Origin of the sequence: Streptococcus salivarius (genome assembly GCF_009738225.1) — a bacterium.
In the GTDB taxonomy this organism is placed as follows: Bacteria; Bacillota; Bacilli; order Lactobacillales; family Streptococcaceae; genus Streptococcus.
In genome coordinates, this window is record NZ_CP018187.1 from 1 (window position 1) to 16657 (window position 16657).

13 protein-coding genes, 1 tRNA gene and 1 rRNA gene are annotated in these 16657 nt (G+C 39.4%); all 15 read left to right on the forward strand.

The genetic code is table 11. The annotated features are described in order from the left end of the window. Nucleotides 1–1365: a chromosomal replication initiator protein DnaA gene (dnaA, locus tag BSR19_RS00005; protein ID WP_060972961.1), complete on the forward strand. Its 1365-nt coding sequence runs from the start codon at nt 1–3 to the stop codon at nt 1363–1365. 155 nt (nt 1366–1520) lie between these two features. Further along, nucleotides 1521–2657: a DNA polymerase III subunit beta gene (gene dnaN / locus BSR19_RS00010; protein WP_002883965.1), complete on the forward strand. Its 1137-nt coding sequence runs from the start codon at nt 1521–1523 to the stop codon at nt 2655–2657. 51 nt (nt 2658–2708) lie between these two features. Then, a complete protein-coding gene (locus BSR19_RS00015) occupies nt 2709–2900 on the forward strand; it encodes a DUF951 domain-containing protein (protein WP_037599384.1) in 192 nt (63 codons plus the stop codon). A gap of 209 nt (nt 2901–3109) precedes the next feature. Beyond that, nucleotides 3110–4225 carry a redox-regulated ATPase YchF gene (gene ychF / locus BSR19_RS00020; protein WP_060972960.1) on the forward strand — a complete coding sequence of 372 codons (1116 nt, stop codon included), beginning with the start codon at nt 3110–3112 and terminating at the stop codon, nt 4223–4225. A gap of 71 nt (nt 4226–4296) precedes the next feature. Further along, complete coding sequence (gene pth / locus BSR19_RS00025) at nt 4297–4866, forward strand: aminoacyl-tRNA hydrolase (RefSeq protein WP_060972959.1); 570 nt, start codon at nt 4297–4299, stop codon at nt 4864–4866. Next, nucleotides 4859–8365, forward strand: a complete 3507-nt coding sequence (gene mfd, locus BSR19_RS00030; RefSeq protein ID WP_156246279.1) for a transcription-repair coupling factor — start codon at nt 4859–4861, stop codon at nt 8363–8365. The genes pth and mfd overlap by 8 nt, the downstream gene beginning before the upstream one ends. Before the next feature lie 184 nt (nt 8366–8549). After that, nucleotides 8550–8825, forward strand: a complete 276-nt coding sequence (locus BSR19_RS00035) for an RNA-binding S4 domain-containing protein (protein WP_002883975.1) — start codon at nt 8550–8552, stop codon at nt 8823–8825. Beyond that, nucleotides 8809–9180, forward strand: coding sequence for an FtsB family cell division protein (locus BSR19_RS00040; protein WP_037597264.1), 372 nt, complete (start codon nt 8809–8811; stop codon nt 9178–9180). Before BSR19_RS00035 ends, BSR19_RS00040 begins: the two co-directional genes overlap by 17 nt. Continuing rightward, entirely contained in the window at nt 9180–9311 is a 132-nt protein-coding gene (locus tag BSR19_RS00045) for an SP_0009 family protein (RefSeq protein ID WP_156246280.1), read from the forward strand. Before BSR19_RS00040 ends, BSR19_RS00045 begins: the two co-directional genes overlap by 1 nt. Then, nucleotides 9308–10600 (forward strand): serine hydrolase, encoded by a 1293-nt coding sequence (locus BSR19_RS00050; protein ID WP_049545972.1) that lies wholly within the window; start codon nt 9308–9310, stop codon nt 10598–10600. Before BSR19_RS00045 ends, BSR19_RS00050 begins: the two co-directional genes overlap by 4 nt. Continuing rightward, nucleotides 10600–11865, forward strand: coding sequence for a tRNA lysidine(34) synthetase TilS (gene tilS / locus BSR19_RS00055; protein WP_156246281.1), 1266 nt, complete (start codon nt 10600–10602; stop codon nt 11863–11865). Before BSR19_RS00050 ends, tilS begins: the two co-directional genes overlap by 1 nt. Nucleotides 11866–11946: 81 nt before the next feature. Continuing rightward, on the forward strand, nt 11947–12489 hold the full coding sequence (hpt, locus tag BSR19_RS00060; RefSeq protein WP_060972955.1) for a hypoxanthine phosphoribosyltransferase: 543 nt from the start codon (nt 11947–11949) through the stop codon (nt 12487–12489). Nucleotides 12490–12508: 19 nt separating this feature from the next. Further along, nucleotides 12509–14488 (forward strand): ATP-dependent zinc metalloprotease FtsH, encoded by a 1980-nt coding sequence (ftsH, locus tag BSR19_RS00065; RefSeq protein WP_084869521.1) that lies wholly within the window; start codon nt 12509–12511, stop codon nt 14486–14488. Nucleotides 14489–14850: 362 nt separating this feature from the next. After that, nucleotides 14851–16398: ribosomal RNA gene (locus BSR19_RS00070) — 16S ribosomal RNA — on the forward strand. 54 nt (nt 16399–16452) lie between these two features. Then, nucleotides 16453–16525, forward strand: a tRNA-Ala gene (locus tag BSR19_RS00075). Nucleotides 16526–16657: the final 132 nt, after the last annotated feature.

Genomic DNA, 16657 nt, shown 5'->3' on the forward strand with positions numbered 1-16657 from the left:
ATGACCGAAAAAGAGCATTTTTTTTGGAATAAGCTCTTAGAGCTGGCCAAAGAGGAACTAACACAAGCCACTTTTGATTATTATGTCCTAGATACCAAGCTCATCAAAGTTCAAAATAACGTTGCTACAATTCTGCTTGAAGAAGTCAAAAAGCTATTCTGGGAAAAGAATATGCAATCTTTCATTTTGATGGCTGGTTTTGAAGCCTATAATAGTGAAATAAAAGTTGAGTACGTCTTTGACGAAGCACTCATAAACGAGGCAAATCCAACTGTAGCAAATAATAACTTTGGTAATAAAAAGGAACAGCAGACCCCTGCTCTTCCTACATTGGACTCAGACTTAAATAGTAAGTATACCTTTGATAATTTTATCCAAGGGGATGAAAATCGTTGGTCAGTTGCTGCATCTTTAGCTGTAGCTGATTCACCAGGAGCTACTTATAACCCTCTATTTATTTACGGAGGACCTGGTCTCGGGAAAACTCACTTGCTCAATGCCATTGGAAACAAGGTCTTACATGATAATCCTCAAGCACGCATTAAATACATCACTGCAGAGAATTTCATTAATGAATTTGTTGTACATATCCGTTTAGATAAAATGGACGAACTAAAACTTAAATATCGTCATCTGGACGTTCTCTTAATTGACGATATTCAATCATTGGCTAAAAAATCAACGCAAGCCACTCAAGAGGAATTCTTCAATACTTTCAATGTCCTTCACAATAATAATAAACAAATTGTCCTGACTAGCGACCGTAATCCAGATCAATTGAACGAGATGGAAGAGCGTCTTGTCACGCGCTTTAAATGGGGGTTAACCGTCAATATCACACCACCTGACTTTGAAACGCGAGTGGCCATTCTTACTAATAAGATTATGGACTATGATTATCATTTTCCTCCTGAAACAATTGAGTATTTAGCTGGCCAATTTGATTCAAATGTCCGTGACTTGGAGGGGGCCTTAAAAGATATTAGCTTAGTTGCCAATGTTCGCCAGTTAGATACTATCACAGTTGAGGTAGCTGCTGAAGCTATTCGTGCACGTAAAATGGATGGTCCTAAGTTAACTCTTATTCCGATTGAGGATATCCAAACTGAGGTAGGGAAATTTTATAATGTCACTGTAAAAGAAATTAAGGCAACTAAACGAACACAAAATATTGTCTTGGCACGTCAGGTAGCCATGTATCTTGCGCGTGAAATGACTGATAACTCCCTTCCAAAAATTGGAAAAGAATTTGGCGGAAGAGACCACTCAACTGTCTTACACGCATACAATAAAATCAAAAATATGATTGCCCAAGATGACAGTTTACGCATTGAAATTGATACCATCAAAAACAAGATAAAATGACACTTGTGGATAACTATTAAAAATCATTCAAACTTTTCCACAGGCTGTGCACAAGTTCAAAGCCTTGATAAAACTATGTTTTGTAGACTTATGCACAGTGTCCACAAGACCTACTACTACTACTAAAATAATACTAATAAAAATAAAGGAGCATCATGATTCAATTTGCGATTAATAAAGCTTATTTCTTACAAGCACTTCATACGACTCGCCGTGCTATTTCTTCTAAAAATGCTATCCCAATTCTATCGACGATTAAAATCGAAGTTACCAGTGATGGTATCTATTTGACAGGATCAAATGGACAAATCTCAATTGAAAATAGTATCTCAGTTTCGGAAGAAAATGCAGGTCTATTAATTACACAGCCAGGTAGTATCCTTTTGGAAGCAAACTTTTTCATTAATGTTGTCTCAAGCTTGCCTGATGTTACCCTTACTTTTGAAGAAATCGAACAATACCAAGTTTTACTAAAGAGTGGTAAATCAGAGATTACTTTAAAAGGGAAAGATGTTGAACAATATCCCCGTATTCAGGAAGTTGATAGCTTGACACCATTACTCATGGACACAAAAGTTTTAAAATCTATCATTGCTGAAACTTCATTTGCAGCAAGCACACAAGAAAGTCGTCCAATTTTAACCGGAGTTCATTTTGTTCTTTCAAATCATAAAGATCTAAAAGCTGTAGCAACTGACTCTCACCGAATGAGCCAACGTCAACTTGTTCTGGAGCATTCTGCAGATAACTTTGATGTTGTAATCCCAAGTCGCTCACTTAAAGAATTGTCAGCAGTCTTTAGCGATGATATTGAAAACTTAGAGGTCTTCTTCTCAGCAAATCAAATTCTATTCCGTAGTGAAACAATTTCTTTCTATACACGTTTACTTGAAGGAAATTATCCAGACACTAATCGTCTCTTGTCCGATTCATTTGAAACAGAAGTTGTTTTTGAGACAGCTAGCCTTCGTTCTGCTATGGAACGTTCATATTTGATTTCTAATGCTAGTCAAAGTGGTACCGTTAAACTCGAAATCATTAATGGTAGTGTCAGTGCCCATGTTAATTCGCCAGAAGTCGGAAAGGTGAATGAGGATATTGACGTGCAAGATGTTTCAGGTAGTGATTTGGTCATTAGTTTCAATCCAACCTACCTAATAGATGCTTTGAAAGCTCTTAAGAGTGAGACTGTCCGTGTACGTTTCATTTCACCAGTACGTCCATTTACATTGACGCCAGCAGATGACAGTGAGAATTTTATTCAATTGATTACACCTGTAAGAACAAACTAAAATCGAAAAAGTTATCCACTGTGGATAACTTTTTTACTAGAAAGGGAGTTTATGTACCAAATTGGAAGTTTAGTTGAAATGAAAAAACCACATGCTTGTACTATCAAAGCAACAGGAAAAAAAGCTAATGAATGGGAAGTAATCCGTCTTGGAGCTGACATTAAGATTCGTTGTACGAATTGTGATCATGTGGTCATGATGAGTCGTCATGATTTCGAGAAGAAACTTAAGAAGGTTTTATAACAGATGTTGGAGAAACTATATAACGAGAGTTTTATGTTCAGAAAATCAGTTCACTAGCAATATAAAAACTTTCTATAGTTCATAATCATCTTTTTTATAGCATTCTTTGCCTTGCTTTCCTTTTTCTGGTTCTCAAAGGGAAGTTGCCTATTTTTAACAATTTTTGTGTTATAATTAACTGAATTACTTTTTTATGGAGAAATAAATTAATGGCTTTAACAGCAGGTATCGTTGGTTTGCCAAACGTTGGTAAATCAACTCTTTTCAATGCAATTACAAAAGCGGGTGCGGAAGCTGCTAACTATCCTTTCGCAACAATTGATCCAAACGTCGGTATGGTTGAGGTACCGGATGAGCGTTTGACGAAACTGACTGAACTTATTACCCCTAAAAAGACAGTTCCAACCACATTTGAGTTCACAGATATTGCGGGTATCGTAAAAGGAGCATCAAAGGGTGAAGGTCTTGGAAATAAGTTCTTGGCGAACATTCGTGAAGTAGATGCGATTGTCCATGTCGTTCGTGCTTTCGATGATGAAAACGTTATGCGTGAACAAGGGCGTGAGGATGCCTTTGTAGATCCGATGGCTGATATTGATACAATCAATCTAGAATTGATTTTGGCTGACCTTGAATCAATTAACAAACGTTATGCGCGTGTCGAAAAAATTGCACGTACACAAAAAGATAAAGATTCTTTAGCAGAGTTTAATATTCTTCAAAAGATTAAACCCGTTCTAGAAGATGGTAAGTCTGCACGTACGATTGATTTTACTGAGGAAGAGCAAAAAATTGTTAAGGGACTCTTCCTCTTAACAACAAAACCAGTACTTTATGTGGCTAATGTTGATGAAGACCAAGTCGCAAATCCTGATGATATTGATTATGTCAAACAAATTCGCGAGTTTGCAGCGACTGAAAATGCAGAAGTAGTTGTTATCTCGGCACGTGTTGAGGAAGAAATTTCTGAATTGGATGATGAAGACAAAGAAATGTTCTTGGAAGACCTTGGTTTGACAGAATCAGGAGTTGATAAACTGACACGCGCAGCCTATCACTTGCTTGGTCTTGGAACTTACTTTACTGCTGGTGAGAAAGAAGTACGTGCTTGGACCTTTAAACGCGGTATCAAGGCACCACAGGCAGCCGGAATTATCCACTCTGACTTCGAGAAAGGCTTTATCCGTGCCGTAACCATGTCTTACGATGATCTCATTAAATATGGTTCTGAGAAAGCTGTTAAGGAAGCTGGTCGCCTTCGTGAAGAAGGAAAAGAATACGTTGTCCAAGATGGCGACATCATGGAATTCCGTTTCAACGTTTAGAAAATAAAAATAGTGCACAAGGCTGAAAAGTATTTTTCAGTCCTTTTGCTGTTTATCAAAGAGGAGAAATAATGACAAAATTAGTAGTTGGCTTGGGAAATCCTGGTTCAAAATACCATGAGACACGTCACAATGTTGGTTTTATGGCTATTGACCTAATGGCTAAGGAACTGGGATTAACTTTTTCTGAAGAAAGGACCTTTAAGGCTGAAGTGGCTTCGACCTTTTTAAACGGTGAGAAGGTTTATTTTGTGAAACCAACAACCTTTATGAATCTATCAGGTCTAGCTGTTAGAGCATTACTAGCTTATTACAATATTCCCATGGAGGATTTTATCGTCATTTACGATGACTTAGATATGGAAGTTGGGAAATTGCGCTTTCGTCAAAAAGGTTCAGCGGGTGGTCATAATGGTATTAAATCTATCATTGCTGAAACTGGCACTCAAGAATTTGACCGTATAAAAATTGGTATTGGCCGCCCACAGAAAGGAATGACGGTCGTTAATCATGTCCTTGGAAAATTTAGTGAAGACGACTATGCCACAATTTTACTGACTTTAGACAAGGTGGAGGCAGCCCTCAATCATTACCTGAAAACCAATGATTTCGAAGATACTATGAGGCGTTATAATGGCTAATACTCTATTAGATCTTTTTGAGAAGAATCATCAATTGCTTGAGTGGCGTGATAAAGTAACCCTATTGAGTAGGCAGTTGGTCATGGGATTTTCTGGTTCCAGCAAGGCAGTTGTCATGGCATCCGCTCTTTCTGAGCAAGTTCCTAAGATTTTAATCGTTACTTCAACACAAAATGAAGCTGAGCAACTGACAGGAGATTTGTCAGCTATCTTAGGAGAGGATAAGGTTTATTCTTTTTTTGCAGATGATGTAGTAGCTGCAGAGTTTATCTTCGCTTCTCCAGAAAAGACCCATTCTCGTCTTGAAAGTCTTAATTTTTTAATGGATAAAGAGGCCAGTGGGGTTTTGGTCACGAGTTTAGTTGGTACTAAGTTACATTTGCCTAACCCTAAGGTTTATAAAGACTCTCGCATTGACTTAACACCAGGGGAGGAACATGATTTAGAGGCTCTCAGTAAGCATCTGACTCATATTGGATACCAAAGAGTAGAACAGGTTCTCTCACCTGGTGAGTTTAGTCGGAGGGGCGATATTTTAGATATTTATGAACTGACTTCAGAGCTCCCCTACCGTTTAGAATTTTTTGGAGACGAGATTGATGGCATTCGTCAGTTTGATAGCGATAGTCAGAAATCTTTAGACAATTTAGAGCATGTTATCGTATCACCAGCAGATGATATTATCTTAACAAGAGAGGATTACCAGCGTGCTGAGAAGGCCCTAGAAAGTGCGGTCTCGAAGGCAGAAGGTCCTCATAAGGCTTACCTTGAGGAAGTTCTGTCGGTTACGATTGATGGATACCGTCATAAAGATTTACGTAAGTTTTTGTCTCTCTTTTATGATAAGGCTTATACCTTATTTGACTACCTTCCCAAAGGAACTCCTGTATTCATTGATGATTTTCAAAAGATAGTGGACCGCCATGGACGTCTTGAATTGGAGGTGGCTAATCTTTTAACTGAGGATCTTCACCAAGGCAAGTCTCTGAGTCATCTAAATTACTTAGTGGATTCATTTAAGACTTTACGTAACTATCAGCCAGCTAGTTTCTTTTCGAATTTTCATAAGGGCTTGGGAAATCTTAAATTTGATAAGTTGTATCAATTTACGCAATACCCAATGCAGGAGTTCTTTAACCAGTTTCCACTTCTAGTTGATGAAATACATCGCTATACCAAGAATAAGGCTACAGTTATTTTACAAGTGGGGTCTGAAAAGCAACTCAAATCTTTGAAGGAAACCTTGGAAGAATATGATTTAGATTTACCACTTAGTAGTTTTGGAAATTTGATTCCTCATAAGCCTCAATTAGTTCTAGGAAACTTATCCAATGGTTTTTACTTTGCTGATGAAAAGCTTGTTCTGGTCACTGAACGTGAGATTTTCCATAAAAAAGTAAAACGTCGTGCGCGTGCCAGTCACGTTTCCAATGCTGAGCGTCTAAAAGATTACAATGAGCTTGAAAAAGGTGATTATGTTGTACACCAGACTCATGGTATCGGACAATTTAAAGGTATTGAGACTATTGAGATTAAAGGGGTGCATCGTGACTACTTGACCATCCAATATCAGGATGCTGCAACAATTTCTCTACCTGTTGAGCAGATTGAGAGTCTCTCTAAGTATGTGTCAGCGGACGGGAAAGAGCCTAAAATTAATAAACTCAATGATGGGCGTTTCCAAAAGACTAAACAAAAAGTAAGTAAGCAAGTAGAGGATATTGCTGATGATCTCTTAAAACTTTACGCTGAGCGTAGTCAACTTAAAGGTTTTGCTTTTTCACCAGATGATGATAATCAAAGAGATTTCGAAGATGATTTCGCCTATGCTGAGACAGAGGATCAATTGCGTTCTATCAAGGAAATTAAGGCAGACATGGAGTCAGACAAACCCATGGATCGTCTCTTGGTTGGTGATGTTGGTTTTGGTAAGACAGAGGTAGCTATGCGTGCCGCCTTCAAGGCAGTCAATGATGGAAAGCAAGTTGCTATCTTAGTTCCTACAACGGTTCTTGCCCATCAGCACTATTTGAATTTTAAAGAGCGTTTTGAAAATCATGCCGTTGAAGTAGATGAACTCAGTCGTTTTAGAAGTAAAAAAGAGCAGAATGAGACTATTGAAAATCTAGCTAAAGGGCGTATTGATATTATTATTGGTACCCACCGCCTACTGTCTAAAGATGTTAAGTTTTCTGACTTAGGCTTGCTAGTAATTGATGAAGAACAACGTTTTGGCGTGAAGCATAAAGAGAAACTTAAGGAGTTGAAAGCTAAGGTTGATGTCCTTACTCTAACTGCGACACCTATTCCTCGTACGCTTCATATGTCTATGTTAGGTATTCGTGATTTGTCGATTATTGAGACAGCACCTACCAACCGTTATCCAGTTCAAACTTATGTTATGGAAACCAATCCTGGTCTTATTCGAGAAGCGATATTAAGAGAGATGGACCGAGGTGGTCAGATTTTTTATGTTTATAATCGTGTTGAAACCATTGATCAAAAAGTTTCTGAATTACATGAGCTAGTCTCTGAAGCACGTATCGGATTTGTTCATGGTCAGATGAGTGAGGTTATGTTGGAGAATACCCTCTTGGATTTCTTGAATGGTGATTACGATGTATTGGTAGCAACGACCATTATCGAGACAGGGATTGATATCTCCAACGTTAATACTCTCTTCATTGAGAATGCAGATCATATGGGCTTATCTACCCTTTATCAGTTGAGAGGTCGTGTGGGACGTAGTAATCGAATTGCTTACGCCTATCTCATGTATCGTCCTGACAAAGTGTTGACGGAGGTCTCTGAGAAGCGATTGGATGCTATTAAAGGCTTTACAGAGCTGGGATCAGGTTTCAAAATTGCCATGCGTGATTTATCAATTCGTGGTGCAGGGAACATTCTTGGTGCTTCTCAAAGTGGTTTCATCGACTCAGTCGGGTTTGAGATGTACTCGCAACTCTTGGAAGAGGCTATTAATAAACGTCAAGGTAAAACTCAAGTTCGACGTAAAGGAAATGCAGAGTTCAATCTTCAGATTGATGCTTATCTCCCTTCTGACTATATTTCTGACGAGCGTCAAAAAATTGAAATTTATAAGCGTATTCGAGAAATTGAGAATCAGAAAGACTATCAAGACCTTCAAGATGAGCTTATTGACCGCTTTGGAGAATATCCAGACCAAGTTGCCTATCTCATTGAGATTGGTCTGGTTAAGGCCTATTTGGATGCTGCCTTTGCAGAATTAGTTGAGCGTAAGAACGATACTATCACTGTTCGTTTCGAAAAAGCCTCTCTCAAATTCTTCTTGACTCAAGATTATTTCGAAGCCATCTCTAAAACGCATTTAAAAGCAAAAATCAGTGATAACCAGGGGAAAGTAGAGATTACTTTTGATGTTCGTAACAAGAAAGACTATGAAATTCTTGAAGAATTAAAGATTTTTGGACAGACATTTATGGAAATCAAAGAACGTAAAGAAAAAAAAGAAGCTTAAGGAAAGTTTAAGTAAGTCTCTCTATACTATAAAACATCCTAAAACTTTTCTTTTTCATAAATCTCCTGAGAGGGTCGACTAGTGTTGATCCTCTTATTTTTGTATTGAAAAGGCTTTAGTCCCCTATTTTCTAAAAAAAATGCTATCATAGAAGAGATATCCTAACGAAAAGGAAACAGTAACATTGAGATTAGACAAATATTTAAAAGTATCACGAATTATCAAACGCCGTCCAGTTGCTAAAGAAGTGGCTGATAAAGGGCGTATAAAAGTAAATGGTGTACTCGCTAAGTCATCTACAGATTTAAAAATTGGTGACCAAGTGGAAGTTCGTTTTGGAAATAAACTCTTGACTGTCCGTGTTCTAGAAATGAAAGATAGTACGAAAAAAGAAGATGCGGCAAAAATGTACGAGATTATAAGTGAAACAAGGATTGAAGCAGATGAGCAAGAAGCCTAATATTGTACAGCTTACGAATGATTACATTGATAGTGCCAATCAAGAGCAACGATTAGAGCGTGCCGAACACGAACAAAGGAATCGCTTTATGGGGTGGATTCTCTTTGTGGTTGTTTTACTCTTTATCTTGCCAACCTACAATCTGGTTGAGACCTATATGAACATCAAACAGCAAGAGAAGGAAGTCTTGTCGCTTCAGAAAGACTATGATAAATTGTCAGATCAGACAAAGGAACGAAAGGATTTGGCTAAGAAACTTAAGGATGATGCTTTCGCCGAGAAATATGCGCGTGCTAAGTACTATTATTCACGTGAAGGAGAGTCTATCTATCCTGTACCAAGCTTATTACCCTAATGAAAGATTTACTTAAAACTGTAGAAACTTTTTTAACCTATTCAGAAGCCAAGTTAAAGGAACTATCAGAAAAAAATCAGCAACTTAAAACGGAATTACCGAGGAAAGAGGAGGTGAAGAAGCAAGCATGAAAAAGCTCTTAATAGCTGCAACTGTTGTGCTTGTATCTTCTAGCCCCCTGGTCCTACTTCCTATGGAGAAGGAGCTAACTCTGACCCCAAAACAGGTCCAAAAATTGACTCAAAATACTACAGCTAGTTTGACTCAATTTAAACAGATTCCTAAAAATCCAAGAACGATAACAACTATCCTAACTTATAAGAACAAGGATTTAACAGAATTTAAAACCAGTATCCAAGCGGATACCAAACTATCGATTTCTGCTATTTTTTGGAATGCTAAAGGTGAACCTGTTTTCCAACTTCAAGATGGTGATTATGTAGCCGCTAGTCAGAAATCAATTGTGGATGATAGTATCTATAATCAAAAACCAGTAGATATGACCTTCTGGACTAAAGATGGTTTAACGGTATACAAAGAACCTTACGTGTTAGGAACCGAAAAAGCTGACTCTAAACTCGCTAGTTTCAAACCTATTAAGGTTAGCCAAGTAGCTCAGACGCATGCAGGGACCTACTATTTGGTAGACGGAGAGGGGTGGATTAACGCTTCTGATTTATCAACGACTGATAATCGCATCGAGTCTGTTCAAAAAGTCCTTAATGAGAAGTATAACAATCAAGAGCGCATTTCAGTTTATGTTAAACAGCTTGATACGAACCGAGTAGCTGCTATCAATGACGAAAAAAGCATGTATGCAGCTAGTGTAGCGAAGCTTGGTCTACTCTACTATGCACAGGAACGTCTGTCTCAAGAGAAATTAGCATTATCAGATGAGTATCAATATACCTCTGCTGTGAATGGTTTTCCAGGTGCTTATGATCCAGATGGTTCTGGAAAGATTAGTAAGATGCCTGATGATAAAAATTATAGCTTAGAAAATCTGTTGAAGGCTGTAGCCCAAAACTCAGATAATGTAGCGACAAATATATTAGGTTATTATGTAGCCAATCAGTATGATAAAGCCTTCCAAAAATCAGTAGATAAAGCCGCAGCGACCTCGTGGAATATGGATAAAAAGGAGTTGACTGCTAGAGCCGCAGGTACTTTGATGGAGGCTGTTTATAGACAAAATGGAGATATTATCAATTATCTTTCAAGCACGGACTATGATGGCGAACGTATTTCCAAAAACATTGATGTCCCTGTTGCACATAAAATAGGGGATGCCTACGACTTTAAACATGACGTCGCTATTGTTTATGCAGATTCTCCCTTTATTTTATCGATTTTTACGGATAAAGAAGGCTATGACAAAATCACCTCAATTGCAGATGATGTTTATGGAATTTTGAAATAATGACACAAAAATTGTTGCAAATGATGCAAGCCAAGGGTTATTTTAACCGGCACAAGAAAATTTTAGTAGCAGTATCAGGTGGAGCAGACTCTATGAGTTTGCTGCACTTTTTGTATAACCATCAAAAAGATTTGGATATTCAGTTGGGGATTGCTCACGTTAATCATAAACAACGACAAGAGTCGGAGCATGAAGAAGCGTATTTACATCATTGGGCAGAGGAACACAAGGTCCCTTTTCACTATAGTGCATTCTCAGGAAAGTTTTCAGAAAATGCTGCCCGTACCTTTCGCTATGAGTTTTTTAAGCAGGTCATGAAAGATTATGATTACTCTGCTCTTGTAACAGCCCATCATGCAGATGATCAGGCAGAGACAATTTTTATGAGACTGTTGAGAGGAAGTCGTTTAAGACACCTGACAGGAATTTCAGCTATCAGACCATTTGGCACTGGTCAGATTATTCGTCCCTTTTTGCATCTTACGAAAGCTCAGCTTCCCGTAACTTTCCATTTTGAAGATAGGAGTAATACTTCACTAGCCTACCTTCGGAATCGCATCAGACTGTCCTATCTTCCTACTTTATCTCAGGAAAATCCTAAAATTAAGGAGCACCTTTGTCTTTTAGCCGAGGAGATTGGTCTTATAGAGCAAGCTCTAGGAGAGTTAACAAAGGATATTAGTATCACTGATTTATCTGTTTTTCAGCAACAGTCAGATGCTGTCCAGCTCTTTCTTCTTCAGAATTATTTAGACTCCTTTCCTGATTTACAGCTTTCTAAAGGCCAATTTAATCAATTAATAAGTTATCTAAGGAAAAATACTTCAGGAAAGATGCCCCTAAAAAATGGTTATGAACTAGTAAAAACACAGACAGATTTCTTGATAAGGAAAGAAGCGTCTATTTCTTTATCGCCTCCTTGTCTCTTAGAATTTGGAAAATCTGTTGAGTTTGAGGATTATACCTTGACTTTTTCAGAATTCAATGACGTTTCTAACACAGATGCTATTAGTATTTGGTCAGAGGCCCCAATAGTGATTCGTCATAGAAAAGAAGGCGATAAGATTGACCTTGGTAGTCACCATAAAAAATTAAGACGACTGTTTATAGACAATAAGATTTTAGAGAAGGATCGTCAAAAAGCTATCGTAGGAGAACAAGATGGTCATATTATTTTTCTTTATGTTGCTGGGCGTCTCTATTTGAAAAAAAGACCTGAAAATGCTATACTTTATGGCACTGTAGTCATTTATAAGAATTTCTAATCAAATACCATGTTCAAATAACGATGATTGAAGTAAAAGTGGTATAATAACAGAATATTGACTTCGAGAAAGGGAACCCAAATGTTAGAAAAAGACATTAAAAAAGTCCTCTTTTCCCAAGAGGATATCGTAGCTAAAACTAAAGAACTAGGACAACAACTGACAGAGGATTATGCGGAGAAAAATCCTCTTCTAGTCTGTGTTTTGAAAGGTGCTGTTCCATTTATGGCAGAACTTATCAAACATATCGACACCCATATTGAGATGGACTTTATGGTCGTTTCAAGTTATGGTGGCGGAACTGTCAGCAGTGGTGAAGTAAAGATTCTTAAAGATGTTGACACTAATGTTGAAGGACGAGACATCATCTTTATTGAAGATATCATTGATACAGGTCGTACGCTCCTTTATCTTCGAGATATGTTCAAGTACCGTAAAGCCAATTCAGTCAAAATCGCAACTCTTTTTGATAAACCAGAAGGTCGTGTTGTTGATATTGAGGCAGATTACGTATGTTACGATGTTCCTAATGAATTTATCGTTGGTTTCGGACTAGACTATGATGAAAAATACCGTAACCTCCCTTATGTCGGTGTCCTAAAAGAAGAAATTTATACAAAATAAGTAAAGGTCTAATTAATTTATGAATAATAAAAATAATAATGGCTTCTTACGGAACGCTTTTCTCTACATCATAGTTATTATTGCGGTTGTAACCGGAGTACAATACTTTGCAGGAGGAAGCCAAAGCCCAAGTCAACAATTGTCTTACACACAGTTGGTTAAGAAAATTGAAGATGGTAAGGTAAAATCTATCACTTATCAGCCAGACGGTAGTATCATTGAAGTTAAAGGTAGCTACAAAAAGGCCGAAAAGGTTGATACTGATCTTAGTCTACCATTTTTAGGTAGTGCATCATCAGAGACACGTAGCTTTACATCGACTGTGCTGCAGAATGAAACAACCATGCAGAAATTGCAGTCAGCATCAGAAGCAGCTGATGTTAATGTTAAAATGATACGTGAAAGTTCAAGTGGTGCTTGGATTTCATATCTTTTTAGTTACCTACCTTTGATTGGGATTGCTATTTTCTTCCTTTTCATGATGAATCAAGGCGGTAACCGTGGTGCTATGAATTTTGGCCGCAACCGTGCTAAGACTCAATCAAAAGAGAATATTAAAGTTCGTTTCACAGATGTGGCTGGTGCGGAAGAAGAAAAAGAAGAACTTGTAGAAGTCGTAGATTTCCTCAAAAATCCACGTAAATATAAAGCACTTGGTGCACGTATCCCTAAGGGTGTTCTCCTTGAAGGCCCTCCAGGGACAGGTAAAACACTGCTTGCTAAAGCTGTTGCTGGTGAAGCAGATGTTCCTTTCTTTAGTATCTCAGGTTCTGATTTCGTAGAGATGTTTGTCGGTGTCGGAGCAAGTCGTGTTCGTAGTCTTTTTGAAGACGCTAAGAAGGCCGAACGTGCTATTATCTTTATTGATGAAATCGATGCGGTTGGCCGTCGTCGTGGTACTGGAATGGGCGGCGGTAACGACGAACGTGAACAAACCCTTAACCAACTGTTGATAGAAATGGATGGTTTTGATGGAAATGAGAATATCATTGTCATTGCTGCAACCAACCGCAGTGATGTTCTTGATCCAGCCCTCCTACGTCCAGGACGTTTTGACCGTAAAGTTCTTGTTGGTCGCCCAGATGTAAAAGGCCGAGAAGCTATCTTGAAAGTCCATGCCAAGAATAAACCATTGGCTGAAGATGTTGACCTTAAAGTTGTTGCTCAACAAACTCCAGGTTTTGTTGGAGCTGACTTAGAGAATGTCTTGAATGAAGCAGCCCTAGTTGCTGCACGACGTAGTAAGACTAGAATTGATGCTAGTGATATCGACGAAGCAGAGGATCGTGTTATTGCTGGACCATCTAAGAAAGACCGCCAAGTTTCAGAACACGAACGTAAAGTTGTGGCTTACCATGAAGCAGGACATACAATTGTTGGTTTAACACTTTCTAGCGCTCGTGATGTTCACAAGGTTACTATTGTTCCACGAGGTCGCGCAGGTGGTTATATGATTTCTCTACCAAAAGAGGATCAGATGTTGTCATCTAAAGATGAGCTAAAAGAACAATTGGCAGGACTTATGGGTGGACGTGTTGCAGAAGAAATTATTTTCAACGTTCAAACCTCAGGCGCTTCAAATGACTTTGAGCAAGCAACACAGTTAGCACGTGCAATGGTTACTGAATATGGTATGAGCGAAAAACTTGGACCAGTCCAATATGAAGGTAATCATGCGATGAATCCAGGACAATTTACGACAGATAAGTCTTACTCAGCTCATACAGCTCAACTTATTGACGAAGAAATTCGATCACTTTTAGTTGAGGCACATGACAAAGCAGCTGAAATTATCAATGCAAACCGAGAAACACATGCTCTCATTGCAGAAGCTTTGCTTAAGTATGAAACACTTGATGCTGCACAAATCAAGTCGATTTTTGAGACTGGTAAGATGCCGGAGGATTCTCTTGGAGATTCAGAAGAAGATAACCATGCCCTATCTTACGACGAAGTCAAAGAAAGAATTGAAAATAAAAATAAAGATGAAGAAGAGTAAGGAGTTTTACTCTTCTTTTTTTAGATAAATCGAGAGAAGAATTACTATTAAAAAGTATTATAAAAAAAGAAAATTAAAATCAACACAAGTTATTGACAAGACAGGTCAGAGATGATATTATAAATAAGCTGTTTCGCGAGAGACAGCCAACACGAGAAGTGAAAAAAACTTCAAAAAAAGTGTTGACAAGTTATTCTGGATTTGCTAGAATATAGGAGTTGTCTCAAGAGAGACAAAGACCTTTGAGAACTGAATAAGAAACCAAGTGCAGGGTTATGATAGAAGAAATTATAACCTGTCAATTTACAAGAATAAATCGTCAGACGACGGTAATGAGTTAACGCTCGAACAATTATTAAATTTTTAATGAGAGTTTGATCCTGGCTCAGGACGAACGCTGGCGGCGTGCCTAATACATGCAAGTAGAACGCTGAAGAGAGGAGCTTGCTCTTCTTGGATGAGTTGCGAACGGGTGAGTAACGCGTAGGTAACCTGCCTTGTAGCGGGGGATAACTATTGGAAACGATAGCTAATACCGCATAACAATGGATGACACATGTCATTTATTTGAAAGGGGCAATTGCTCCACTACAAGATGGACCTGCGTTGTATTAGCTAGTAGGTGAGGTAACGGCTCACCTAGGCGACGATACATAGCCGACCTGAGAGGGTGATCGGCCACACTGGGACTGAGACACGGCCCAGACTCCTACGGGAGGCAGCAGTAGGGAATCTTCGGCAATGGGGGCAACCCTGACCGAGCAACGCCGCGTGAGTGAAGAAGGTTTTCGGATCGTAAAGCTCTGTTGTAAGTCAAGAACGAGTGTGAGAGTGGAAAGTTCACACTGTGACGGTAGCTTACCAGAAAGGGACGGCTAACTACGTGCCAGCAGCCGCGGTAATACGTAGGTCCCGAGCGTTGTCCGGATTTATTGGGCGTAAAGCGAGCGCAGGCGGTTTGATAAGTCTGAAGTTAAAGGCTGTGGCTCAACCATAGTTCGCTTTGGAAACTGTCAAACTTGAGTGCAGAAGGGGAGAGTGGAATTCCATGTGTAGCGGTGAAATGCGTAGATATATGGAGGAACACCGGTGGCGAAAGCGGCTCTCTGGTCTGTAACTGACGCTGAGGCTCGAAAGCGTGGGGAGCGAACAGGATTAGATACCCTGGTAGTCCACGCCGTAAACGATGAGTGCTAGGTGTTGGATCCTTTCCGGGATTCAGTGCCGCAGCTAACGCATTAAGCACTCCGCCTGGGGAGTACGACCGCAAGGTTGAAACTCAAAGGAATTGACGGGGGCCCGCACAAGCGGTGGAGCATGTGGTTTAATTCGAAGCAACGCGAAGAACCTTACCAGGTCTTGACATCCCGATGCTATTTCTAGAGATAGAAAGTTACTTCGGTACATCGGTGACAGGTGGTGCATGGTTGTCGTCAGCTCGTGTCGTGAGATGTTGGGTTAAGTCCCGCAACGAGCGCAACCCCTATTGTTAGTTGCCATCATTCAGTTGGGCACTCTAGCGAGACTGCCGGTAATAAACCGGAGGAAGGTGGGGATGACGTCAAATCATCATGCCCCTTATGACCTGGGCTACACACGTGCTACAATGGTTGGTACAACGAGTTGCGAGTCGGTGACGGCAAGCTAATCTCTTAAAGCCAATCTCAGTTCGGATTGTAGGCTGCAACTCGCCTACATGAAGTCGGAATCGCTAGTAATCGCGGATCAGCACGCCGCGGTGAATACGTTCCCGGGCCTTGTACACACCGCCCGTCACACCACGAGAGTTTGTAACACCCGAAGTCGGTGAGGTAACCTTTTGGAGCCAGCCGCCTAAGGTGGGATAGATGATTGGGGTGAAGTCGTAACAAGGTAGCCGTATCGGAAGGTGCGGCTGGATCACCTCCTTTCTAAGGAAAAACGGAATGTACTTGAGTTTCTTATTTAGTTTTGAGAGGTCTTGTGGGGCCTTAGCTCAGCTGGGAGAGCGCCTGCTTTGCACGCAGGAGGTCAGCGGTTCGATCCCGCTAGGCTCCATTGAATCGAAAGATTCAAGTATTGTCCATTGAAAATTGAATATCTATATCAAATTCCATATGTAATTAATTACATATAGATAGTAACAAGAAAATAAACCGAAACGCTGTGAATATTTAATGAGTTAGGTCG